Raw genomic sequence first — 22,531 nt, forward strand, 5'->3', positions numbered from 1 at the left:
GGACCCAACTCGTACGCTGAGGCGCGAGAGATTGCTGTCACGCCCGTGGCGGGCTCGGCGGTACCTAGGAGCAGGTTCAGTCGCTGTCGGTTGCGGCGATGACGGTCACCCGTTCGAGTTCGGGGCCGATGCAGGCCAGCGCGAGGTCGGAGGGCTCCCACACGCTCCAGAACCAGGTACTGGTGGTGTCCAGGGCGAACCATCGGCAGGCACGTGCCAGGTCGGCGACGTCGTCGGGGGTTGCGGTAGCCGGCGCGCCGGTGAGCGCGGCCATCGTCTGCCAGGTGTGCAGTCTCCCGTAGGCGCCGCCCTGGAGAGGCCCGTAGAAGCTGGAGCCACTGGCCGCCTGGAAGAGCCTGGTCCAGACCTGCCTCAGAGTGGCTGGGACAGCCCGGAGCGTGCGGATGTCGCCGCCGGCAAGGAAGGCAGGTGCCGCGCCGGCGAGCAGATCGCGAAGGTCGTGATCGCGGACCGGGTCCGCGGCGAGGTACTCGTGGGCATCGACCTTGCCGTTGGAGTACTCGACCCAGTGCGCGAACACCCGTCCGGCACGGGCGGTGAAGTCCTCGGTCGTCGTCGCGACCAGGTCGAGGCCGAGGCCGGCGGCATCGACGGTCTTGCCAGCGAGCAGTGCCTGCCAGCCTGGCTCTGGCGTCCCGGGCCGGGCATCGGGCTGCTCGAAGTCCGCGAGCTCGATCGGGAGCCAGCCCAGTCCGTGATGGCGCCAGTGGCGCAGGCGTGCCCAACGACCGACGGCGGGGTGGTTGAGGACGTCGTGCCCGGCCAGTACCAGCTCGTGGACGATCATCGCGCGCAGCTCGTCGCTGTGCCCCGTGCGGCCGCCACCGTTGAAGATCGTGGCCAGTTCCTCCGCCGAGGCATCACAAGACAGGGCCATGGCCTGAGTCTGGTACGTCGCGCGGGCGGTCACGTGAGACCGCCCTCGGAGGTGGTGGTCATGGAGTCCTTCCGCGGCGTCTGTGCTGGACCTATTGTCACCGGCCGGGATGGCACGAAGGTCTGGTAGCGGGATGGGGGTGAACTTGTACGACAGGAGGTGGTCGCGGTCGCCTTCGGTGGAATCATCGAGAGCATGCGCGCGACTGGGTACGGTGCCGACCTTGAGCTGACTCAAGATGCGTTGATGATCCATGCGGGCAAGGTGGCCGCGACGATCCAGCAGGCGACGACCATCACCATCCCGCTCACCGACGTCGTACGCGTCGAGTGGAAGGACGCAGGAATGCTCGTCAACGGTCACGCGCGCGTGTTCGTATCAGACGGCGTGGACCTCAGATCGTATGGGGCGCGTCCCAACGCGATTAACCCGCAGTCCCTCGTGGTCCACTGGCGTCGCAAGGATCGGGCTTCGTTTGAGGCGCTGCGCGCGCAGGTGGACTCGCTCCTGGCTGCTCAGCCCTCGCGACGGGAGCTGACCGCCCGTGTCGCGACCGGGGCGGCCGACCAGGAGGACGCCCTCCGGGACATGGTGGCGAAGGCGAAGCGCCGGGAAGTTACGCTGACCGTGTTTGAGTTGTGGAACGGCAGCGGCTCCTCCGTGGAGGTTGTCGGTGAGGCGTACCGCCGGCGTGAGCTGGCGGCGCTGTATCGGCCGGGTGGGCGCCGGCCGGGTGAGGAATTTGAGGCGGAGGCTGCGCTCGTTGCCGAGGTGGGCAATGCCCACGACGCGCATGCGGTTCGTGTCGATATCGAGGGGCACACGGTCGGATACCTCGCCCGAGAGGACGCTGTGCGCTACCGACCGCTGCTTGTCCGACTGGCCCTGGAGGGCCAATGTGCCGTCGTGAAGGCAAGGATGTGGGCGACCAACGACGACGGCACCTGGCGAGGCCGAGTCACGCTGAAACTCGGCGAACCGGACTCGATTTTCCCGGTGAACGCGCATCCTGGCCAGCCTGCTGCCGAACTGCCCGAGGGGCGAACGATCCAGGTGACGGGGGAACATGAGTACCTGGACATCTTGGGTCCGATGGTGGTTGCGGGGCACACGATGGCGTTGTGGTGCACCCTGCACGCGCTGACGATCAAACACCCTCGTAGTGAGAAGCGTGTTGTCGAGGTCCGCGTGGACGGTCAGCCGGTCGGCATTTTGACGCAGGCAACCTCGACCGGCCTGCTTACCGTGGTGGACCATGCCGAGGCCCTGGGGCGTACGGTAATCGCTCACGGGTTCCTTTCGGGAAACTCCCTGGCGGTCTCCATGACACTGTCGGTCCCGCGCACAGTGGACCTCACCGAAGAATGGATCAGCGAGCACCTGAGCCCAACGGCTTGAGTCTGCAGAAACGCATCCAGGGCGTTGGCCCTGCCGATGGTCCGCGCGGTGTCGAGAGCGCGCAGCGCGCTGTCGACGTCAGCCGGGTTGGCGAAGAAGCCGGTCTCGATGATCGGGTTGACCGAAGGGTCGGCCGACGCGAGCCTGACGCGGCCCGTGTCGTGCATCCTGACGCCGAGCAGGAAGGTGACCGCGTGCTCAGGCAGCCCGCCGCGCGCCGCGACCGTGTGCGACATCTGTGCGCCCATCGCTGAGTACAGGATCGACGGCGGATCGCCGGCGGCGTCGGTCAGGTTCCAGAACACCCCGGCCCGGCTTTCGAGGGGGCCGCTGAGGTTCGCGCCGTGGGCAGCCTGCCAGACAAGGGGAGCACAGCGTGGCCTCCGAGATCGTCGAGCTGTCACCATCGCAGCGCGACGCGCAGATGCTCGCCTTCGCCCTGTCCGAACGCGGGCAAGTGGACGAGAGCATGGTGGCCGAGCTCCGGTCGATACCGGTCTACCGCTCGCCCGAGGCGGATGCGCGGCGGCTGGCTGCGATCCCAGGTTTCGACGTCACCGAACGCCTGCCCGAGATCGCAGCGCCGGCCCTGCTCATCTATGCCGAGGACGATCCCGCAGCCCGCCCCGAGGTCGGACAGAAGATCGCCGACATGATCCCTGGGCGAGGCTGGAGGTGATTCCGCGAGCGCGCCACGGAATCACGGTGGAGTTCGACACCGCGCTCAACCCCGCCGACGGCGAGTCCGCCAACTACCTGCGCAGCCTGGTCCCGCTCGGGCGCTATGGGACGCCGGAGGAGGTCGCGGGCGTGGTCGCCTTCCTGGCCGGTCGCCGGGCAGCCTTCATGACCAGGTCGGTCCTCACGATCGACGGCGGCATGAACGCCTGACGGTCCGCCATCGGGAGCTCCAGTTCCAGGGGCGGCGAGATCAGGCGGGGAGCACCGCGGCCGCCCGGTGCTCCTCGCCTGCGCTCCCGTGGCGCGCCACCAGCAATCGTCGAACGCGCTGGTCCCGGCCAGGGAACTCCCGCCTACGTGACGTGCGCCACGAAGAGGTGTGACATTTCGTCACTACCCCGCGCGACCGGCGGACAGGACGCTGATGGCTATGAAGTTCGTCGACCTCGTACTGAGCTTGATCATCGTGCTCTCGGCGACCGTGGTCATTGCCTACGTCTCGCTGTACTACGGCGACTTCGGACTGCTGAAAACACTCCCGGATGATGTCTCAGACTTCTTCATCACCAACAACGCCCTACAGCATCTGGCACTCGGCCTCCTGATAGCGGCCGTTGCGGCGAAGTTCCCTACCGGCCGCGCGATCAGACGGCACGACACGCACAATCGAACCTGATGATCGAGACCATGTGCAAACAAGAGACACCAACCATCGGTCACATGCGGCGGCTCGCGATGCTGACGGCAGTCGCCACCATCGCACCGTTGTGCGTCTTGGGCGTCGCCCTTACTGCGAACAGCTGGCTGGAAGGACTGATCATCTCGGCCTGCTTCCTGCTCACACTGGGCTCGGTGCGCGAGTGGAGTCTGGACGAGTATCCGCGCCATTCGATCTTGGCACTCGGTGTCACGGGGGCGTCGTGGGCAGTCGGCGCGTTCACCGTCGCCAGCCCCCTCGGCTTCGTCCCGCTATCCCTCGCCTGCGCACTCATGGTCGCGCGAACAAGACGACGGGCGCTGTGGGTCTTCATCTCAGCGCTCAGCGTTGCGGGCATCGGCGCCACAGTGTTCGTGCTGCATCCGGTGACGCTCGAGCTCGCCGCTGCGTACGTCGCCACGCCGCTGGTCGGCACTTTTTTCGTGGCCGGCGTGATCCTCGTGAGCGAGCAGGCATGGTTGGTCGCTCGCCGGCTCGAACTCGCCAAGGACACGGAGGCCCAGTTCGCCGTGGCGCGCGAGCGCATTCGCTTCGCGGGCGACTTGCATGACATCCAGGGCCACTCGCTGCACATCATCAAGTTCAAAGCTGAGCTGGCGCACAGCCTGGTTCACAGCGAGCCCGAACGAGCCGAGGAAGAACTGAACGAGATCAGGCGACTAGCCAGAGAGACAATCGCTGAAACCCGATCCCTCACGTACGCGCGTCATGAGCTGAATTTGGCAACGGAGATCGAGAACGCGAAACGACTGTGCGAGGCTGCAGGCATCTCAGTTGGTGCACGCAGCGACCTCGATCCTGGTGCCGTGGCGCATCCGCTGCTTGCTCAGGTACTTCGCGAGGCCACGACAAACCTCCTTCGGCATGCACGTCCGACCACGGTCCGGATCGAGGCATCAACGACAGCCGTGGCGGTCACCAACGACGGGGTGCTCCACAGCAGCTCGACTCCGCTGCGTGGGCTCGCCCGGCTTCGCGAGCGCGTCGAGGCGGCGGGCGGAACACTGCATATCGTGCGAGAGAGCAACGGTTTCGAAGTGAGAGCACAGCTGGTTCCGGGTGGCGGCGGGGAGGTAGGGCATGACTGAGAGCCGCCCGATACGGATCGTTCTGGCCGACGACGAGCATCTTCTGCGCACCGCACTGGCCGCTCTCCTACCCCTGCACGGAACGATCGAGGTCGCGGCCCAGGCCACGGACGGCGCTGAGGCCGTGGCACTGACGCTCACGCACCGACCAGACGTCCTGGTCATCGACCTCGAGATGCCCGGAACGGACGGCCTCGCGGCGACTGTCGACATACGGAAGCAGATACCTGAGCAACGCGTCCTGATGCTCACCCGACATGCGCGCCCTGGCGTTCTCCGTCGTGCACTCAAGCTCGGCGTGACGGGCTTCATGAGCAAGAATGCCGAGGCGCACGACATAGCCGAGGTCGTTCGACAGGTGCACGCGGGACAGCGTTGGATCGCACACGAGGTGCTGGAAGCGTCGGTCGTCGACGATTCGCCTCTGACGGATCGCGAGCTCGATGTACTTCGTGAGACGTTCGAGGGCCACTCGGTCAAGGACATCGCACGGAAGCTCTACCTCGCACCGGGCACGGTTCGAAACTATCTCTCGAGTGCGATGCAGAAGAGCGGGACCTCTAATCGTCATCACGCGGCGCGTGTTGCTCGAGACCGCGGCTGGCTCTGACGGATTCAAGCCGTCTGTTTCAGGATTCAAGGATCCGGCATGACGTTTGTCATCTCTTCGGATGATCCTCGGCACTGCCAGCAATTGTCTGTCCGGTCAATGCTGGGAATGTCAGAGTCGCAGGGTGGCAGAGCTCGCCGTCGTACCGGCGAAGAGCCCCGTCAGCGACCAGCTTCCAGATGAACAGGACAGTAATGCCGATGGACAACTCCCGAATCGACGCCGGCGACGGCGTGCTCGCCGCGCGGCGAGAAGGCGAATCGCGCGCGAATGCCGTTCCACCCGGAGTCGAGTATCACCGCGTCCTAGCCGGAGACGAGCGACGGATCGGACGCGGCATCCTTGCGATCGTGCTCCTCGTCGGTGGCATGTGGGCGGCAATCTTGGGGTTCTCCGTGCTGGCGCACTGGCTGGACGGAGTGATCGGGACGCCGGACACTGCGCCCGGCCGCGGACCCCTCACGCCAGCACTGCATGCCTTCGGGCTGGTCGGCAACGCAGTGCTGCTGCCGTGGGCCATGGTCATCCAGCGCTGGTTGTATGGAGTGCCGGGCGCGTCGCTGCACTCCGTCTTCTCCCGCTTTCGGTTCGATCTGCTGACATGTGCGTTGCTGATCATCGCCCCGGCTTTCGTCGTCCTCAACGTGGTCAGCAACTACGTCCTGCCTTCCGAGTCGACCGTCTGGGTTCAGAACGACCTTCTGTGGATCTTGGCGGCCACTCTTGTTCTCATGCCGCTGCAGGCAGCTGGCGAAGAGTACGGACTGCGCGGTCTAGTGTTCCGCGTGGCCGCCAGCTGGGGCCGGGGCCCGCGTGTGTCGTTGTTTCTTGGCATCGCGGTCTCCGCCGCGGTCTTCGCCGCCTTCCACCTGGCGGGAGACCCGTGGCTCTACATCTGGTACTTCGTGCTCGCTGTCTCCACGGCCCTCATCACATGGCGCTCCGGAGGCATCGAGATCGCAGTGGCCATCCACGTCGCCTTCAACACCCTCAGCTTCGTCTTTGCGATCGCCCTGAGTACCGACCTGGGCGCGGGCATCGACCGCTCTACAGCGAATGCGGCTAACGGCATCGCCTTGATCGGTCCCGCGCTGGTGGTGATCGCCACCGCGATCGTGGTGTGGATTCGCACCCGCGCAACCGGCCCGGCCAGAACGCCGCTCACCAGCTAGGGTGCGGTGCATCTGCGTGGATCTCGCCAGTGGTGTCCCGCGCGAGATCCACGCCGTCATTTGATCGTCAGGCGGTGCTACGCAGGCGGCGTGCCGTGCACCCACGAGCTGTGGCGCGACCCGACCAAAGAGCGAGACTGATCCCGACCGGTGACTGTGGTCGCTGACCGTCATCACCATGAACACCACCCGGCATTGCCGGATCGGGTGTCTGTGCCAAGGAGGTACTGGCTTGGGGCGTCACCGCGGTAGTCCGTGCCCCGATGTGTGATGTTCACCCGGCTATCCCTCCCGGATCGGTAGCCCGCTCGCGTGTCCTCGTCCACTTGACATGGTCCGCGTGGAGGTACACGCCGCAGAGGAGATCCTTGTCTCACCCTGGGTGGCGGAGGCTCGGAGCTGACGCGAAGAAAGCCCATACGGCAGCGACCGAGCTTCCGTGACGGGCCGATCCGGCGCCGTTCACGAGCGAGGCCTGGACGGTTGTTCGTGCCCGAGGGTACGAGCGTGGCCGGAGTCGGCGATCTGCAGTGCTATCCGCCCTGCTGCCTCGCGCACCCGTAGGCCCGTGAGCTCGTCGATCCGGTCCAGCCGCTTGCGCACGGTGTTCGGGTGCAGGAACAGCGCCTCCGCCGTCCGGGCCACAGATCCGTCGGTAGCCACGAACGTGCGGGCCGTCGCCAGCAGACTGTCCGACCGGCGCTGGTCGTGCTCCATGATCGGCCGTAGTACATGGTCCAGGAACGGTGTGACCTGCTCGTGCGTCAACCGTCCTAGCAGCCCCTCCAGCGTGGCGAGGTCCGCAGCGCCGGCGGACCGCCCACGCCGGGACGCGACGTCGAACGCGGCGACGGCCTCCGCGAGCACGCGGCGTACTTCCTGCCGGGGGGCGGGCCCGCCGCAACCGAGTACCAGTGCACCATCGACCGCTTCGACGAGGCCGCTGACGACGCTCGCGGGGCCGAGCACGATCGTCCGGTCCCTGACGTAGCCGACCCGGTGCGGCCCGGCTACCTCCGGCAGGCGCTCACGTGCCGCCCAGCATGCCGCTGCGAACTCGATGCCGGGCCGGTCGAGCTCGACGAATCGCTCGAACAGCACGAGCGGGTCCGCGAGCCCTCGTCGGACGGCGTCGAACAGGTGGCCGGCTTCCAGACGGTCCTGGGCGAGCACCCACAGCCGGGTCTGCTCCTGGGCGAGACGCTCGGTGAAGGTGAGGAAGGGGACTGTCCGGGGTACGCTCAGGACCGGCAGGCCCGCCGCGTTCGCACGGTGGACGAGTGCGGGTGGCGGCGCGGTGGTGACGACGTCGATGCCGTAGCCGATCGCCACCGCATCGGCCGCGACGAGAGAGTCGACGAAGTGCGCGCAGTCTGCCGGGGTGCGCAGCTCGAGGCCGGTGGTCAGCACGATCTCGCGGCCACGCAGGAACGGCTCCGGGTCGATGAGCTCGGTCGCCTGCGCCCACCGGACGTGGCGATCCATGCCGACGGCGTCTCCGACGAGGTCGAGCGGGACGTCGGCCCACCCGAGCATGTCGCGGACCTGGACCTGGAGCGGTGCTGCCACCGACATGGCTGTGCTCACGCGCCTCACCGTAGGGACGCCCGATGTCCCTCGTGTTACGGCCAGGTGTGCGTCCTGACACCGGTCGGCGCACCGCGGTGTGCGGCCGCCCACCGTTCCGCGCGAGATCTTGGCGCCGGCGCCGGCCACCCTTCTACTCGGTGCACGGGCAACCTCGCCCGGACACCCAGGAGAGGGCACCGCAATGACCGCCACAGAGCCACCGCAGAACCACGTGGCCGCGCCACCGGGCGCTGTCGACCCCGACTACCCCCTCGAGCGGGTCCCGGCCGGGAGTCGGCGCGGCCCCGCTGCCGTGGCGATCGTGATGGCGGGCTTCTGCTTCTTCACCCCGACGATGGTCACCGGCGGGCAGGTCACCGCCGCCTTCGGCTTCTCCGCGTACCTCGCGGCCGCGGCCATCGCCTCGCTCGTGCTGGCCCTCTACGTCGCCACGCTCGGCCTGATCTCGGCACGCACCGGCCTGTCGACCGTCCTGACCGCCAGGCTCGTGCTCGGCAGGGCCGGCGGCAAGTGGGCCTCTGTCCTGCTCGGCGGCACGCAGGTCGGCTGGTACGCGATCACCATCGCGGTCCTCGGTGACCTCTTCGGCACCGCCTTGGGGTGGGAGACGACGTGGCCGGTGGTCGTCGCCGGCGGTGTCCTGATGGCCGTGACGGCCTACAAGGGATTCCGTGGGATCGAGCTGCTGTCCTGGGTCTCGGTGCCCTTGATGCTCGTGCTCTGCGTGTGGATCACGCTGCGCTCGTTCGAGGAGGCGGGCGGCTGGGCGTCGCTGCTCGCCGTCGAAGGCGACGGATCCCTCTCGGCGGCCACCGCGATGACGATGCTCATCGCCACCTTCATCTCCGGCGGAACCCAGGTGGGCAACTGGGCGCGGTTCTCGACGCCGAAGAACCGGACGTTCTGGCTCCTTCTCGTCGGTGTCGGCCTCATCCAGGGCGCGATGCTCTTCTTCGGCGGGGTGGGCACGGCGGCCTTCGGCATCGCGGACTTCGCAGAGCTCCTGCTCTCCATGGGCCTGATCGGCGTGGGCCTGTTCCTCGTCGTGGCCAACCTCTGGACCACCAACGACAACACGGCGTACGCCTATGGCGTAGCCGGGGCCGAGCTCTTCGACAAGGACGACAAACGGCCCTTCGTGATCGGCGGAACCGTCGTCGGCATCATCCTGGCCGTCAGCGGACTCGGCGACGCGATCGGCGGCTTCCTCACCCTGCTGGGCACGCTCGTCCCGCCGCTCGGCGGCGTCATGATCGGCACGTTCTTCCTCGTGTGGAAGGGGCGTGACCCGGGTACGGTCCTGGACGCCGCGCCACTGGTCGTCTGGCCCGGTGTCATCGCCTACCTGCTCGGTGTCGCCACCGCGTTCGGCACCAACGCCCTGGCGATCGGTATCCCTCCGCTGCAGGGCATCCTGGTCGCCGCGGTCGCGGCCCCCGTGTGCTCCGCGGCGGCGCGCGTCGTCACCGACCGGGCGGAGACCCAGTGAACGCCACCGTCATCAAGGCTGCCACCGTCATCACCATGGATGCCGCGACCGGGAGCAGCCCGGTCGTCCGGTCGATCCGGATCGAGGACGGCGCCATCACCCAGGTCGCGCCAGATGTCGACGTGCGCGACGGCGACGAGGTGATCGACGGCACCGACCGTCTCGTCGTGCCGGGCTTCGTCAACGCGCACACCCACTCGTGGGAGTACCTCTACAAAGGCCGGTACGACAACCTGCCGCTCGAGCTGTGGATGCTGTACTCCTACCCGATCCTGGGCGGCAGACCGCTCAGCCCCGAGCTCGTCGGTCTGCGTAGTCGGCTGTTCGCCATGGAGTCGCTCAAGAACGGGGTGACCACCCTCGTCGACGACGTGCTGGAGACACCGACGCAGGACCGGGCGCAGCTCGCCGCGGTGTTCGACGCCTACGACGAGGTCGGGATCCGCGCGAACATCTCGGGGCATGTCATCAACCGGCCCTTCGTCGACACGCTCCCGTTCGCGTCCGACCTGTTGCCCGCGGACCTGGTCGTCCAGGTGCGCGCCCAGCCCGTGCTGACCGCGCAGGAGTACCTCGACTACTCCCGTGCCGCGATCCGGGACCAGCACGGCCGCGGGGGCGGGCGGCTCCGGTACATGCTGGCGCCGTCCGGTCCGCAGCGGTGTACCGACGACCTGCTCGCCGGCGCCACGGTGCTGGGCCTGGAGCACGGCCTCGAGGTGCACATCCATGTGCTCGAGACCCGGGTGCAGGCCGTCACGGGTCAGGACCTGTACGGCACCACCCTCGTGCAGCACCTCGCCGACATAGGTGCCCTGTCGTCCGGTACCACGTTCGCCCATGGGATCTGGGTCACCGACCACGACATCGAGCTGATGGCGTCCGCCGGGGTCAGCGTCTCCCACAACCCGATCTCGAACCTGAAGCTCGGTTCCGGGCTGGCCCCGTGGCGCCGGTATCACCACGCCGGCGTGCCCGTGGGCCTCGGCTCGGACGGGTGCTCGTCGTCGGACACCCCCCGGCTGCACGAGGTGGTCAAGATGGCGGCGCTCCTGCACAAGGCCGGGGGGCCGGACCACACGACCTGGTCAACCGTGGACGAAGCCCTGCGTGCCGCGACGATCGGGGGCGCCCGGACGGCATCGCTGCACAAGGTGACCGGATCGATCGAGGTCGGCAAGCGGGCCGACCTCAACGTCTACGACCTGGGCACGCTCGCGTTCACACCGCGCTCCCGGGTCGACAACCAGCTCGTCTACTCCGAGAACGGGTCATCTCTGGAGTACGTCCTGGTCGACGGCCGGATCGTCGTCGACCACGGTCGCCTGACCACGGTTGACGAGCAGGCCGCCATCGCCGAGCTCCGCGAGCGGATGCCGGCAGTCGCCCAGTGGCAGGACAAGCTGGACCTGCTCAACGACGGGTTCGCCGGCGTGTTCGACGAGGTGCACCGGCGGTGCGCGGCTGTGGACGTGGGGGTCGAACGCTGGACGGCCCAGGAGCGGGGGCGGGTGGCTCTCCGCCTGGGCTGAGCCGCGCCAGGAGAGCGTCGGGGACTGCTGCTCGACCGACCCTGAGCTGTCTCGCCAACCCGGCATCATGCGATCGTCGGCACCGAACGCCCGTCGTTCTGCGGACGAGCAGTGCAGCAGCCCGCCTCGGGCGGCCGGACCAGGACGGCGAGGCGCCGTAGCCTGCAATGCGCCCCCGACCCATCCCGATGCACCACCGCTCCGAACCTTCTATCAGGCGGCAGCTTGCCGCCGGCACACAGGAGGATCGGTTATGGATACGTCAAGAATCGCTCTCTTCGACGAGCTCACGCTCAGCTCATGACACAGGCAACCGAGAGCCCCGCGGCTCCTTCGGCCGAACGCTCTCCGGGCGGCGTGGGCTGGGCCGCCCTAGCAGGCGTGCTTGCCGGTGGCGCCGGGCTGGCCGTCGCGGAGCTCGTCGCCGCGGTCGTCGCACCCGGTGCCAGCACGCTGTTCGCAGGCGGCGCCGCCGTCGTCGACGCCGTGCCCCCATGGCTCAAGGACCTTGCCGTGGAGTGGTTCGGCACCAACGACAAGGTCGTGCTGCTCGCCTCGATGGGCGTGGTGCTGGCCCTGGGGGCGGCGCTCGCGGGCTGGCTGGAGCTGCGCCGCCCGCCGGTGGGCGCGGTGCTGATGGGCGTCGTCGGCGTCGTCGGGGTCGTGGTCGCGGTGCTGCGCCCGAGCGCGACGCCGCTGTGGGCACTGCCCAGCGCCATCGGGCTGGGTGCCGCGGTGCTCCTGCTGCGTGCCGCCGTGGCGCGGCTACGGCCTGCGCCGGGAGGAGGTAGCGGGGCCTCGGCGGGCGAGACTCCGGGCGGCGCCATGAACCGGCGTGGCTTCCTGACCGTGTCGGGCATCACCGTCGGTGTCGCGGTGCTCGCGCTGGCCGGCTCGCGGGTGCTGTCGATGGGCTCCACGGCGATCAGCGCCGTGCGGGAGAGGCTCCGCCTGCCCGCTGCGCGTACGCCGGCGCCGCCGGTGCCCGCCGGGGCCGACCTCAAGCTCGACGACCTGGCGCCGTACGTCACCCCGAACGCGGACTTCTACCGCATCGACACCGCGCTGATCGTGCCGCAGGTCAACCCGCAGGACTGGTCGCTGGAGGTGCATGGTCTGGTCGACGAGCCGTTCACGCTCACCTGGGACGAGCTCATGGAGCTGCCGATGGAGGAGCACTACGTCACTCTCTCGTGCGTCAGCAACGCCGTGGGTGGCGACCTGGTCGGCAACGCCCTCTGGCTCGGCTACCCGATCCGCGCGCTCCTGGAGCGGGCCAGGCCTCAGGCCGGCGCCGACATGGTGCTCTCCCGCAGCGACGACGGGTTCAGCGCCGGCACGCCGCTGGACGTGCTCCAGGACCCGGACCGCGAGTGCCTGCTCGCGATCGGCATGAACGGCGAGCCGCTGCCCGAGGAGCACGGCTTTCCCGCGCGGCTGGTGGTGCCCGGGCTGTACGGGTACGTCTCGGCCACCAAGTGGGTGACGTCGCTGGAGGTGACCACCTTCGAGGCCGACGAGGGCTACTGGACCCCGCGCGGCTGGTCGGCGCGGGGTCCGATCAAGATCGCGTCGCGCATCGACGTGCCGCGCCTGTCCGCGCCTGTGCCTGCGGGGGCCGTGACCGTGGCCGGCGTGGCCTGGGCGCAGCACACCGGCATCAGCACGGTGGAGGTCCGTGCCGACGGCGGCGACTGGGTCACCGCCGAGCTCGCCGAGACGGTGGGCCCCGACACGTGGCGTCAGTGGCACGTGTCGATCGATCTGGACGCCGGTTACCACTCCCTGACGGTGCGCGCCACGGACTCGGACGGCCAGGTCCAGACCGAGACCAAGGCGCCGCCCGCTCCCGACGGCGCGTCGGGCTGGCAGACCGTCTCGATCACCGTGGACTGACCCGAGGGGCGTGAATCGGCCCGACCACCACCATGCCGGACAGGAAGGTCGAGATCACACCATCAACAGGGGGACTACTCCATGAACGGGTGACGGCGGACGCGCGGGGCCGAGTCTGGTCGACGGCTGACGCGCCGTACGGGCCCGCCCAGGCCGGATGCCGGTGACAGCGCCCCTCAGCACAATGGGCTGCATGCCCCAGCCAGCCCGTCGAAGCCTGTACGCGTCGGTGCGCCGAGCCCTGCACACCGATCCCTCCGAGGCCCCGGACACCGAGGTCCACCCCGCCGTCGACGACACGAGGGTGATCCGGGCCCTGGACCTGGCGATGCGGATCGGCGAGTCGATGTTCGCGGTCGGGGCGTCCGCGCACGAGGTGACGCTCGCCATCACGCGCGTCGCCGGCGCGTACGGGCTCCAGGGCGTGCACGTGGACGTCACCTACACGTCGATCACGCTCTCGTACCAGCCCAGCGGTGACGGCTGGCCGCACACCCTGCTGCGGGTGGTGCGCGTGGCGGCGCCCGACCACACCAAGCTGCAGCGCATGCAGGCGCTCCTGGTCGCCGTCGACGACGGGATGGACCTCGACGAGGCCCGGACCGCCTTCCGGGCCATCCGGCGGGTGCCGTTCCGGTACCGGCAGCCGGTCGTCGTGGTGACCCGGGCGCTGCTCGCCGTGGGCGCGAGCCTCCTGTCCGGCGGATCGGCGGTGCTGGTGGGGCTCACGTTCGTCGCGGCGCTCGCGGCCGCGGCGACCCAGTCCGGTCTGGCCCGGCTGCGCGTGCCGTCCTTCTTCAGCCAGATCGCGGGCGCCTTCGTCACCACGGTGGTGGCGGTGGTCGTGTCCGCTCTCGCCGCCGCGGACGTCGAGCCCTTCGCCGGGGTGCAGCCCGCCATCATCGTGGCGTCCGGGATCGTGCTGATGCTGTCCGGGCTCACCGTGGTGGGTGCGGCCCAGGACGCTATCGACGGGTTCGCGCTCACCGCGGCGGGCCGCATCCTCGATCTCACGCTGCAGACGCTCGGCCTGGTGGTGGGCATCCTCGCCGGGCTGGAGCTCGGCAGCGTGCTCGGGTTCCGGATGACCCTGCCGGACGGCCCGCCACCGCTCGGCCCGCTGCCGGACCAGGTGGCCGGAGCGGTCATCATCGCGGTCGCGGTGGCGCTGTTCAACGGCGCGGGAGCACGCATCGTCGCGGTCAGCGCCGTGCTCGGCACGGTCACGGCACTCAGCCACGCGATGGTGCTGACGTCCGACCTGCACGAGGCCGCCGCGAGCGGCATCGCGGCGGCGCTCGCCAGCTTCGTGGGCGTCTTCATCGCCCACAACCTGCACGTCCCGTCCGTCGCGGTGACGACGGCGGCCATCGTGCCGCTGGTACCCGGCGGTGCGGTCTTCTACGGGCTGCTCGGCATGGTGCACGCCGACCCGGCGTCGACGGCCGGAGGCGGGGCCGCTTCCCTCGTGCTCGCGGCGTCCGTCGGTATCGGGCTGGCGGCGGGCGCGTCGCTGGGCATCTATCTCGGCACACCCGTGCGCGCCACCCTGGCCGGCGTCGCGCGCTCCCGCGCCCGCGTCCGGCGCTGACGGCTCACCGTCCGTCCGCCGGGAACTGTCCGTCCGCCGGGAACTGTCCGTCCGCCGGGAACTGTCCGTCCGCCGGGAGCTGTCCGTCCGCCGGGCCGGGAGCGCGTCAGAACAGTCGCAGCAGCCCGGTGCTCGTCGCCCACAGCGCCGCGGACGCCGCCCCCACCACCAGCATCGAGACCACGTAGAACCAGATCCGCATGCGGTGCCCGGCCACCCGCAGCAGGACGGCGACGCCGAACGCCGCGACGGCCAGCGCAGGCGCCGAGAGGTACGGGGTGTCCGCCGTCTGCTGCACGACCAGCACGTAGACGGCCGCGAGGAGCAGCAGCCGCGGGACCCAGCGCAGCAGGGCGCCGAGCAGGCGCACCGGCCACGGCCTGCGACGGGGCGCGGCCGCGGCCTGCGGCGGTCCGCCCGGCCGACCGGCGGTCTGCGGCCGCTGGGCGACGGGCGCCGCGGCCGGCTGGGCCCCCCGCCGCGGGGAGGCCTGCGCCCGGCCCTGAGCCGGCTGCGGTGCAGCCTGGGCTCGGCCCTGCGCCGGCTGCGGGCTGCGCGGCGGACGCGGACCGGAGCTCTCTGGTGGCAGCACCGCGGGCTGGACGACGGCGGGCCGTACCGACGGCGGCTGCCCACCGCGCTGCTGGACGGCGGGCATCGGCCGCGTGGCGCGCGTCGTCGACCGGGGCGGCTGCGGGGCGGGGCCGAGGTGCTTGACCGGGCTCTTGCGCGGCTCGTACGACTTCGGCCGGGGCGCCTGCTCGCGGACCACCTGGGTCGCCGCGGCGGGCGGGACGGGCTGGCTGCGGACGGGCGCACGCCGGCTCGCCGGCTCGGGCTGGGGGCTGCGGAACGCGCGCCAGCCGCGGAGCGTGTCCGAGTGGCCGTCGGCGGGTGACGTCACCTGCCAGCGCATCGCCTGCCAGATCCAGTCCTTGATCTCGGCCGGGGTGCGGCCGCCGGCGACCTCCGCGCCGATCTCCGCGATGTGGTCGGCGACCACCTGCTCGGCGGCGCCGTCGAACCCGTCGGCGTGCACCTCCGTCAGGACGCTCATGAGCGCACGGTCGTAGACCAGGGCGTGCCAGGGTTCCGGGGTGCGGGCGGTGGACACGGGGCCCGGTGCCGCCTCGTCGGGACCCGGTGGGAACATGCGGGTGTGACCCCGGCCGTGCAGCACGTCGGTCGCCGGGAGCGCGGCGACCTCGGCGGCCGTGACGCCGTCGCTGACGAGCTGCGAGGTGAGCAGCAGCGTCGGGTCGGGCGTCGAGTGCGCCAGGCGCGCGCGGACCACGCTCGCGATGTTCTCCAGCGGAGGCCGGTGGTTCGGCTGGTAGCGGGTCATCGCCAGCACCAGGGACTGCAGGTGCCGGTCGATGACGGGCGGCCCGTCGGGGGCGTCCGCGTGCTCGTCCGGGTCCACGAGGTCGGTGGCCACCAGGTCCCGGCCCATGAAGTTCAGGTCCAGCGGCAGCGCGCCCGTGCTCGCGTACACGAGCAGCAGGCCCAGGCTGTACACGTCCGAGCGCGGGTGCACCCGGCGTCCGAACAGCTCCGGGGCCATGTACGCCATGGTCCCGGCGGGCTGCGTGGAGGTCGCGGCGTCGAAGACCTTGGCGATACCGAGGTCGATGAGCACCGCGCGCTCGCCGTCGACCATCATGTTCGCCGGCTTCAGGTCGCGGTGCAGGCAGCGCTGCTCCTGGAGCACGAGCAGCGCGTCGACGACCTGCCGGGCCAGGCGCAGCGCCTCGGGCCCGGACAGCGGACCGTCCTCGCGCACCCGGTCGCGCAGTGTTCTGCCGGGCACGAGCTCCATCGCGAACCACGGCTGCGTGGCGTCCAGCCCGGACTCCACGAAGTGCGGGAAGCCACGGCCGTCCAGGCGCTCCAGGAGCTCCGCCTCCTGGACGAACCGCTCGCGGGCGTCGTCGTGCAGGCCGGTCAGGACCTTGAGGGCGACCTCCGCGCCGTCGTCCGCCTGCGCGCGGTACACGTGCGCGAACCCGCCGTGGCCCAGGGCCTCGCCGAGCGTGAACCGGCCCAGACGCTCGCCGCTGGCGGGGATGCGGCGGACGGGACGCACGGGGAGCCCCGCGGGTCGGGGCGCCAGCGGCGGGGCGGCGGCAGCCTCCGGTCCGACGGCGGGCGCGGGCGGCGCGGGAGCCCGGTCGGCGTTCGGCCGGGTGGGGGCGGCCGCCTCGGGATCGAACTCGGCCTCCGGATCGAACTCGGCCTCCGGATCGATCTCCACGCCCGGATCGGGCTCGGCGTCGGACTTGGCGTCGGACTTGGCGTCGGGCCTGGCCTCGGGCTTGGAATCGGGCGCGGAATCGGGCGCGGAATCGGGCTCGGCTTCGGCGTGCTCCGAGGCGGGCGCGTCCTGGGTGCCGGCGGGAGCGTGCTCGTCCGCGGCCGGCTCCGGGTTGCCTGGGCGGTCGGCCGGCTCCGGGGCGCTCGCGGCCTCGTCCGCCGGGTGCTCGGCGTCCGCCTCGGGGGTGGCGGCCACGGGTTCGTCGGCGGACCCGGCGTCGTCCCTGCCGCCACCCCAGGCGTCGTGATCGGGTCCGGAGCCGTCTGCCGGCTCGTCCGCGCCCGGCGGCACGGGCACCGGCAGGGCCGCCGGTGGCGCGGGCACCGGCGGCACGGTGGCGGACGGCGTTGTCGCCGGTGCCACGGTGGCTGGCGGCCCGGGGACCGGAAGGGTGGTGGCTGGTGGCGCAGGGACCGGCGCGACGGCCGGTTCGGCTGACGGGACGGGACCGGGGCCGACGGCCGCCTGCGCGGCCTCGCCGACGGGTGACGTCATACCGGGCAACCTACCAGCGCACAGGCCCGGACCCGAGGAAAGTCCGCCCTGTCGACGGCAGGAGTTCCGGTCGGTCTGTCCGTCCTGCGAAACACGCCGCCGGGGCCCGGCGTCCTGCCGGGGGCCACGCGGCCGGCCGTCCCTGAGAGGGCCGCTGACCCGATGGCTCAGGTGAGGTCGATCGTGACCGGCTCGAAGGCGGTGCCTACCGGGTAGTTGCCGCCCCACAGCTTCGCGCCGTCCTCGGTGAGCTCGACCCGCGACCAGGTGAGGCGGGTGCCGTCGGCCGTGCGCTCGGGGGCGCCGGCCAGGCGGAACGCGACGGTGCGCACGTCCGACTCGCGGTCCCGGATCGACATGGTCCAGTCGGGGCCGCCGTCGGCGGGGGAGACGACCTCGATGTCGGCGACCTCACCGACGAACGAGCCGAAGTGCCCGATGAAGACGACGGACCCCGTGAACGCGAACGACGACGCGTCGCCGGACGGCTCGGCCGTGCGCTCCGGGTCGAGCGGGAAGTGGAACGAGGCGCCGGTGCCGCCCACGGCGTCGTCCTGCACGATGCGGCCGCCGGGCGCCCCCATCACGTACATCAGCAGGCTTGCCTTGATCTCCCAGTCCAGATGAGCCACCCGAGAACGGTACCCCCGAAGGGCGATTGGTACCGCTTTGCACTCGCTCCCCGGGACGTCAGCCCGCCGCCGGTGGGTGGGCGCGGCAGAAGTCGCGGATGGCGTCGTTCACCTGCTCGGCCCGTTCCAGGTGGCTCAGGTGGCCCGCACCCTCGACGACCACGAGCGTGGTGTCCGGGATCGCTGCCGCGAACCGGTGTGCGACCGCGAGCGGGGAGCGTGCGTCCAGTCGTCCCCAGACCAGCAGCGTGGGCACGGCGACGTGGGGCAGCAGCGCCGTCAGATCGGTCCGCGCCATGATGTCCACCTGCTGGGCGAGGGTGGCGGGGCGCACGCCGGCGGCGACGTCGACAAGGAGTGGTATGAGCTCGGGCGGTGGGCCGACGGCGAAGAGCCCGGGCAGCACCGGAGCAGGCTCCGCGGCGGGTGCGGCGAGCATCCGGTGCACCCCGGTCACCCGGGCACGTACCTCGTCGGCGGGCAGCGACCCCTTCCAGCCGGCGTAGGTGTCGATCAGGATCAGGGTGGCGACCAGCTCCGCGCGCCGGCGGTACAGCTCGAGAGCCACGGTGCCGCCCCACGACACGCCCGCCACGTGGGCGGGGCCGAGGTCGAGCGCCTCCAGCAGCGCCGCGAGGGCGTCCGCGTAGCCGGCCAGGCTGAAGCCCTCCGGCAGGTCGGAGGAACCACCGGCGCCCGGCTCGTCCCACGCGACGACGGTGAGTTCCCCGGCCAGCCCGGTCGTCTGCTGCCGCCAGACGCGGCCGTCCTCGGCCGCGCCGTGCAGCAGCACCAGAGGCGGACCCTGGCCCACCCGCTCGTAGGCGACGCGCAGCCCGCCCACCTCGATGTGCCCCACCCTCGGACCGTACGCGAGCCTCGCCCCCCGCGCAGGATCCGGCCGGCGTCGCCGCGCGTTCACGCGGGCGTCGTCCGCGGGACGGCGCGGCGCCACGCCGTCGTCACAGGGCCGCTCCAGGCTCGGGGCATGAGAACCGCCCGTCGCCGCCCCGCCGCCCGCACCGCAGCACTCGCCATGACCGTCGCCGCGACCCTCGCGCTGAGCATCGCTCCGGCGTCCGCCGCCGTGCCCGCGAGCGCGGCCGACACCTCCGGCGCCCACCACCCGCGCGCCTTCGACCTCCAGGCGCACCGCGGTGGCATCGCGCTGACGGTGGAGAACACGCTGCCCGCCTTCGACCGGGCGCTCGCGCTGGGCGTCAGCACGCTCGAGCTGGACGTGCAGATCACGCGCGACGGGTACGCCGTCGTCACGCACGACCGCGACCCCAGCCCGGCCAAGTGCGTGGACACCGCCCCCGCGTTCCCCGGCGACCCGCAGTTCCCGTACGTCCCCGAGCGCACGTACATCAAGGACCTCACGCTCGCGCAGGTGCGCACCATCGACTGCGGCTCGCTGCGCCAGCCGCAGTTCCCCGGGCAGGAGCTGCACCCCGGCGAGCGCATGCCGCTGCTGTCCGAGGTGCTCGACCTCGTGAGCCGCCACCGCGCCCACCAGGTCACGCTCAACATCGAGACCAAGGTCGAGGCGGGCGCCCCCGAGCAGACGGCGCCGCGCGAGCAGTTCGTGCAGGTCGTCGCCCGCGAGGTGCGCGCGGCCCGCCTGGTCGACCAGGTCACGATCCAGAGCTTCGACTGGGGCTCGCTGATGCGCATGAGCGAGGTCGAGCCCCGCTTCGGTCTGGTGGCGCTGACCAACGGCCAGCAGTTCCTCCAGGTCGGGGCCGACGGAGCCTCCCCGTGGCTCGGCGGCCTCGACATCGACGACTTCCCCGGGTCGATCCAGGAGAAGTTCGTCGCGGCCGCCGCATCGTTCGGGGCCGACGCCGTCTCGCCCGTGCACGGCGACCCGCAGGGCGGCGGCGTGGCCGACCCCGGCTACGTGCCCTTCACGACGCCGGAGCTCGTCCGTGCCGCCCACCGGCGGGGCATGGCCGTGATCCCGTGGACCGTCGACGACCGGGCCACGATCGAGTCCCTCATGGACATCGGCGTGGACGGCATCATCACCGACCGCCCGGACCTGCTGCGCACCATCATGGCGGAGCGTCACCTGAAGCTCCCCAAGCGCTACTGACGCGGTCAGCCCGCGGCGGCGTCCGTCCCGGCCGGGGGAGCCGCACGACGGCGCTCGCGGCGCCCGCGGGCCAGCTCCGTCGCCAGGGCGTCGAGCGGCTGGGCGAACGTGTCCTCGAAGCGGGCGAGCCAGGCACGGGCGGCCGCCGTCCCGGCGTCGTCCACGGCGTACAGGCGACGAGTGCCCTCGGCGCGCACGTGCACCAGGCCGGCCTCGCGCAGCACGCGCAGGTGCTGTGACACGGCCGGCTGGGTGATGCGCATCCGGGCCTGCAGCGCGGTGACCAGGGCGCCCGCGGGCTGCTCGCCCGGTACCAGCAGCTCCAGGAGCCGACGGCGGACGGGGTCGCCGAGCGCCTCGAACACGCCGGGCGGCGCCGTGTCGGGGTGGCCGGCGGCTTCCCCGGCGTCGGCCCGCGCCCCGGCCGGCCCGTCGTCGTGCGCCCCGGCCGGCCCGTCGTCGTGCGCGGAGGCGGCAGCAGCGCGCGGCACTCAGGCCTCCGGCGGCGTGGTGTAGAAGGCGAGGGTCCGCTCGCCCGCGGCGCGGGCCTGGTCGGCGTCGTCCCCGGCGGCGGCCGCGGCGTCGGCCCAGCCGGTGCTGGCGGCGCGCGCAAACGTCACGCCCTCGTCGGAGAGGGACCATTCCTCGACCGCCTGCGGGTCGAGCGATGCCCCGGTGTCGAGGTGCAGGCCCAGGCCCATGAGGCTCAGGTCCCAGCCCACGCCGACGGCGCCGGGTCCGTACTGTGCCCAGAAGTCCGGGTCGACGGGGGCCTCGTGGACCAGCTCGAGCGTGGTGCCGCCGTCGGCGGGGGTGAGCGAGACCTCCAGCCACGAGACGCCGCCGTTCGACTCCCACGTGACGGCGAAGGCGTGCGGGGCGTCGCAACGCTCCACGACGCCGCCGGCGTGGCCCTCGAGCTGGTAGCGGCCGCCGACCGTGAGGTCGCCGGTGATCGGCATGAACCACCGGGGGAGCCGTTCGGCCGAGGTGAGGGCGTCCCACAGGTCGTCGCGGTCGGTCGCGTAGGTGCGGCGCGCGACGGCGATCTTGGTCGGTGCGTCGCCCCGGCTGCCGTCGCGGACCTCGCGGGTCACGAGGCCGGCGGTCGCGGCGGGGTCGGTGAGCGTGGTCATGGTGTCTCCTTCTATAAGTGGACACTTATTTATGCCACACGCGTGCCGCTCTCGCAAGAGGACGCCATGTGTCGTCCAGAAAAAGTGTGCCAAGCGGGTCCGCCTACGCATGTGGGCGAGGCGGGGTAGGTTCCGGTCATGGCCCGTATCGACGTGGTCCCCGCGACCACCGACCGGTTCGACGACATCGCCCGCGTCCTCAACCCGACCGGGCGCGAGCAGGCCTGCTGGTGCATGCACTGGCGCGCGCCGGCACAGGAGGACGTGACGACGCGCGGCGCGCGCCTGCGGGAGCTCACCGCGCAGGAACCGGCACCGGGCATGCTCGCGTACCTGGGCACGGGGGAGGCCCCGGGCGAGGTGGCGGGCTGGCTCGGCTTCTCGCGGAGGTCGGCTGCCCGCTCCCTGCAGCGGTCCCGGGTGCTGCCCGTCGGAGAACCCGGGACCTGGGACACGACGTGGGTCTTCATGTGCGTCACCGTGCGCACGGGCTTCCGCAGGCAGGGGGTTGCGCAGGCCCTGCTGGACGGCGGCGTCGGCTACGCCGCGGCGCACGGCGCGACCGCGCTGGACGCGTTCCCGGTCGAGCCCCCGCCGGGGCGCCGGGTCCCGGTCAGCGCCGCGTTCGTCGGCACGGTCGGCATGTACGAGCGGGCCGGGTTCGACCGGCTCGGCCCCACGGGCGCCACCAGCGCCCGCCTGACCCGCTGGCACCTGCGCCGCGAGATCGCCCCGGCGTAGCAGGCCGTCCGGGGCCGGCTACTCCTCGACGGGCACGACCACGCACACCTCGAACGTCTCGCGGCCACGTCGCAGCAGGTAGCGTGCCCGGTCGGCCGCAGCCTCCGACGCGTTCTCGTCCTTGTAGCTCCAGCGCACGTCCACCCAGAGCAGGGCGTCGCCGACCTGCTCCACGGAGCGCACCTCCGGGACCGCCGCCACCAGGCCTTGTTCCCGGTAGGCGGTCAGCATGCCGCCCAGGCTCTCGCGCGCGACCTCGGCGTCCGGCACCACGAGGGACCGGTCCGCCTGCACCACCATCGACGGATAGCCGAGGCTGTCGGTCACGACCTCCAGGTCCCCGGCCCCGAGCGCGACGCCGTACCGGACGAAGAAACTCACCAGATCGTCCTGATCGAAGCTCTCCATCCGCCACACGCTAACGGCCCTCACCGTCGAGTGCTGGACATTCG

22 protein-coding genes are annotated in these 22,531 nt (G+C 71.3%); 13 read left to right on the forward strand and 9 right to left on the reverse strand.

Annotated features, from left to right (window positions below):
* Nucleotides 1-76 precede the first annotated feature (76 nt).
* Nucleotides 77-931 (reverse strand): DUF6183 family protein, encoded by an 855-nt coding sequence (locus ACIG47_RS06315; protein ID WP_397430088.1) that lies wholly within the window; start codon nt 929-931, stop codon nt 77-79.
* Nucleotides 932-1,057: 126 nt separating this feature from the next.
* Between ACIG47_RS06315 and ACIG47_RS06320 the strand changes: the two genes are divergently transcribed.
* Nucleotides 1,058-2,296: a hypothetical protein gene (locus ACIG47_RS06320; RefSeq protein WP_397430089.1), complete on the forward strand. Its 1,239-nt coding sequence runs from the start codon at nt 1,058-1,060 to the stop codon at nt 2,294-2,296.
* Here the strand turns inward: ACIG47_RS06320 and ACIG47_RS06325 are convergent.
* A complete protein-coding gene (locus ACIG47_RS06325; protein ID WP_397430090.1) occupies nt 2,185-2,601 on the reverse strand; it encodes a GMC oxidoreductase in 417 nt (138 codons plus the stop codon). The genes ACIG47_RS06320 and ACIG47_RS06325 overlap by 112 nt on opposite strands.
* A 71-nt stretch (nt 2,602-2,672) precedes the next feature.
* Between ACIG47_RS06325 and ACIG47_RS06330 the strand changes: the two genes are divergently transcribed.
* The 6 genes from ACIG47_RS06330 (at nt 2,673) to ACIG47_RS06355 (ending at nt 6,565) form a co-directional block, all read left to right on the forward strand.
* Nucleotides 2,673-2,975 carry an alpha/beta fold hydrolase gene (locus ACIG47_RS06330; RefSeq protein ID WP_397430091.1) on the forward strand — a complete coding sequence of 101 codons (303 nt, stop codon included), beginning with the start codon at nt 2,673-2,675 and terminating at the stop codon, nt 2,973-2,975.
* A gap of 26 nt (nt 2,976-3,001) precedes the next feature.
* The gene (locus ACIG47_RS06335) at nt 3,002-3,187 is read left to right on the forward strand and encodes an SDR family oxidoreductase (RefSeq protein ID WP_397430092.1); all 186 of its coding nucleotides are present in this window, start codon (nt 3,002-3,004) and stop codon (nt 3,185-3,187) included.
* 220 nt (nt 3,188-3,407) lie between these two features.
* A complete protein-coding gene (locus ACIG47_RS06340; protein WP_397414658.1) occupies nt 3,408-3,653 on the forward strand; it encodes a hypothetical protein in 246 nt (81 codons plus the stop codon).
* On the forward strand, nt 3,653-4,783 hold the full coding sequence (locus ACIG47_RS06345; protein WP_397430093.1) for a sensor histidine kinase: 1,131 nt from the start codon (nt 3,653-3,655) through the stop codon (nt 4,781-4,783). The genes ACIG47_RS06340 and ACIG47_RS06345 overlap by 1 nt, the downstream gene beginning before the upstream one ends.
* On the forward strand, nt 4,776-5,393 hold the full coding sequence (locus tag ACIG47_RS06350; RefSeq protein WP_397430094.1) for a response regulator: 618 nt from the start codon (nt 4,776-4,778) through the stop codon (nt 5,391-5,393). The genes ACIG47_RS06345 and ACIG47_RS06350 overlap by 8 nt, the downstream gene beginning before the upstream one ends.
* Before the next feature lie 200 nt (nt 5,394-5,593).
* Entirely contained in the window at nt 5,594-6,565 is a 972-nt protein-coding gene (locus ACIG47_RS06355) for a lysostaphin resistance A-like protein (RefSeq protein WP_397430095.1), read from the forward strand.
* 462 nt (nt 6,566-7,027) lie between these two features.
* On the opposite strand, the gene ACIG47_RS06360 is transcribed toward ACIG47_RS06355, so the two are convergent.
* On the reverse strand, nt 7,028-8,152 hold the full coding sequence (locus ACIG47_RS06360; protein ID WP_397430096.1) for a PucR family transcriptional regulator: 1,125 nt from the start codon (nt 8,150-8,152) through the stop codon (nt 7,028-7,030).
* Nucleotides 8,153-8,336: 184 nt separating this feature from the next.
* On the opposite strand from ACIG47_RS06360, the gene ACIG47_RS06365 reads away from it, so the two are divergent.
* The 4 genes from ACIG47_RS06365 (at nt 8,337) to ACIG47_RS06380 (ending at nt 14,663) form a co-directional block, all read left to right on the forward strand.
* Nucleotides 8,337-9,644 (forward strand): cytosine permease, encoded by a 1,308-nt coding sequence (locus ACIG47_RS06365; protein ID WP_397430097.1) that lies wholly within the window; start codon nt 8,337-8,339, stop codon nt 9,642-9,644.
* Nucleotides 9,641-11,176 (forward strand): amidohydrolase family protein, encoded by a 1,536-nt coding sequence (locus ACIG47_RS06370; protein WP_397430098.1) that lies wholly within the window; start codon nt 9,641-9,643, stop codon nt 11,174-11,176. Before ACIG47_RS06365 ends, ACIG47_RS06370 begins: the two co-directional genes overlap by 4 nt.
* 300 nt (nt 11,177-11,476) lie before the next feature.
* A complete protein-coding gene (locus ACIG47_RS06375) occupies nt 11,477-13,072 on the forward strand; it encodes a molybdopterin-dependent oxidoreductase (RefSeq protein ID WP_397430099.1) in 1,596 nt (531 codons plus the stop codon).
* 193 nt (nt 13,073-13,265) lie between these two features.
* The gene (locus ACIG47_RS06380) at nt 13,266-14,663 is read left to right on the forward strand and encodes a threonine/serine exporter ThrE family protein (RefSeq protein ID WP_397430100.1); all 1,398 of its coding nucleotides are present in this window, start codon (nt 13,266-13,268) and stop codon (nt 14,661-14,663) included.
* 106 nt (nt 14,664-14,769) lie between these two features.
* Here ACIG47_RS06380 and ACIG47_RS06385 read toward each other — a convergent pair whose 3' ends face one another.
* The 3 genes from ACIG47_RS06385 to ACIG47_RS06395 form a co-directional block, all read right to left on the reverse strand.
* The gene (locus tag ACIG47_RS06385; protein WP_397430101.1) at nt 14,770-17,301 is read right to left on the reverse strand and encodes a protein kinase; all 2,532 of its coding nucleotides are present in this window, start codon (nt 17,299-17,301) and stop codon (nt 14,770-14,772) included.
* 338 nt (nt 17,302-17,639) lie between these two features.
* Nucleotides 17,640-18,104 (reverse strand): HtaA domain-containing protein, encoded by a 465-nt coding sequence (locus ACIG47_RS06390; protein ID WP_397430102.1) that lies wholly within the window; start codon nt 18,102-18,104, stop codon nt 17,640-17,642.
* A 58-nt stretch (nt 18,105-18,162) separates the two neighbouring features.
* Nucleotides 18,163-18,963, reverse strand: a complete 801-nt coding sequence (locus ACIG47_RS06395; RefSeq protein ID WP_397430103.1) for an alpha/beta fold hydrolase — start codon at nt 18,961-18,963, stop codon at nt 18,163-18,165.
* A 129-nt stretch (nt 18,964-19,092) separates the two neighbouring features.
* On the opposite strand from ACIG47_RS06395, the gene ACIG47_RS06400 reads away from it, so the two are divergent.
* Nucleotides 19,093-20,202, forward strand: a complete 1,110-nt coding sequence (locus ACIG47_RS06400; RefSeq protein WP_397430104.1) for a glycerophosphodiester phosphodiesterase family protein — start codon at nt 19,093-19,095, stop codon at nt 20,200-20,202.
* A 5-nt stretch (nt 20,203-20,207) separates the two neighbouring features.
* Here the strand turns inward: ACIG47_RS06400 and ACIG47_RS06405 are convergent, their stop codons facing one another.
* Nucleotides 20,208-20,693: an ArsR/SmtB family transcription factor gene (locus tag ACIG47_RS06405; protein ID WP_397430105.1), complete on the reverse strand. Its 486-nt coding sequence runs from the start codon at nt 20,691-20,693 to the stop codon at nt 20,208-20,210.
* Entirely contained in the window at nt 20,694-21,338 is a 645-nt protein-coding gene (locus ACIG47_RS06410; RefSeq protein ID WP_397430106.1) for an SRPBCC family protein, read from the reverse strand.
* Nucleotides 21,339-21,476: 138 nt separating this feature from the next.
* On the opposite strand from ACIG47_RS06410, the gene ACIG47_RS06415 reads away from it, so the two are divergent.
* Nucleotides 21,477-22,079, forward strand: coding sequence for a GNAT family N-acetyltransferase (locus tag ACIG47_RS06415; RefSeq protein ID WP_397430107.1), 603 nt, complete (start codon nt 21,477-21,479; stop codon nt 22,077-22,079).
* 18 nt (nt 22,080-22,097) lie between these two features.
* Here ACIG47_RS06415 and ACIG47_RS06420 read toward each other — a convergent pair whose 3' ends face one another.
* A complete protein-coding gene (locus ACIG47_RS06420) occupies nt 22,098-22,487 on the reverse strand; it encodes a hypothetical protein (RefSeq protein ID WP_397414691.1) in 390 nt (129 codons plus the stop codon).
* Nucleotides 22,488-22,531 lie beyond the last annotated feature (44 nt).

The sequence above is a fragment of the Promicromonospora sp. NPDC052451 genome (genome assembly GCF_044547525.1).
GTDB lineage: Bacteria > Actinomycetota > Actinomycetes > Actinomycetales > Cellulomonadaceae > Promicromonospora.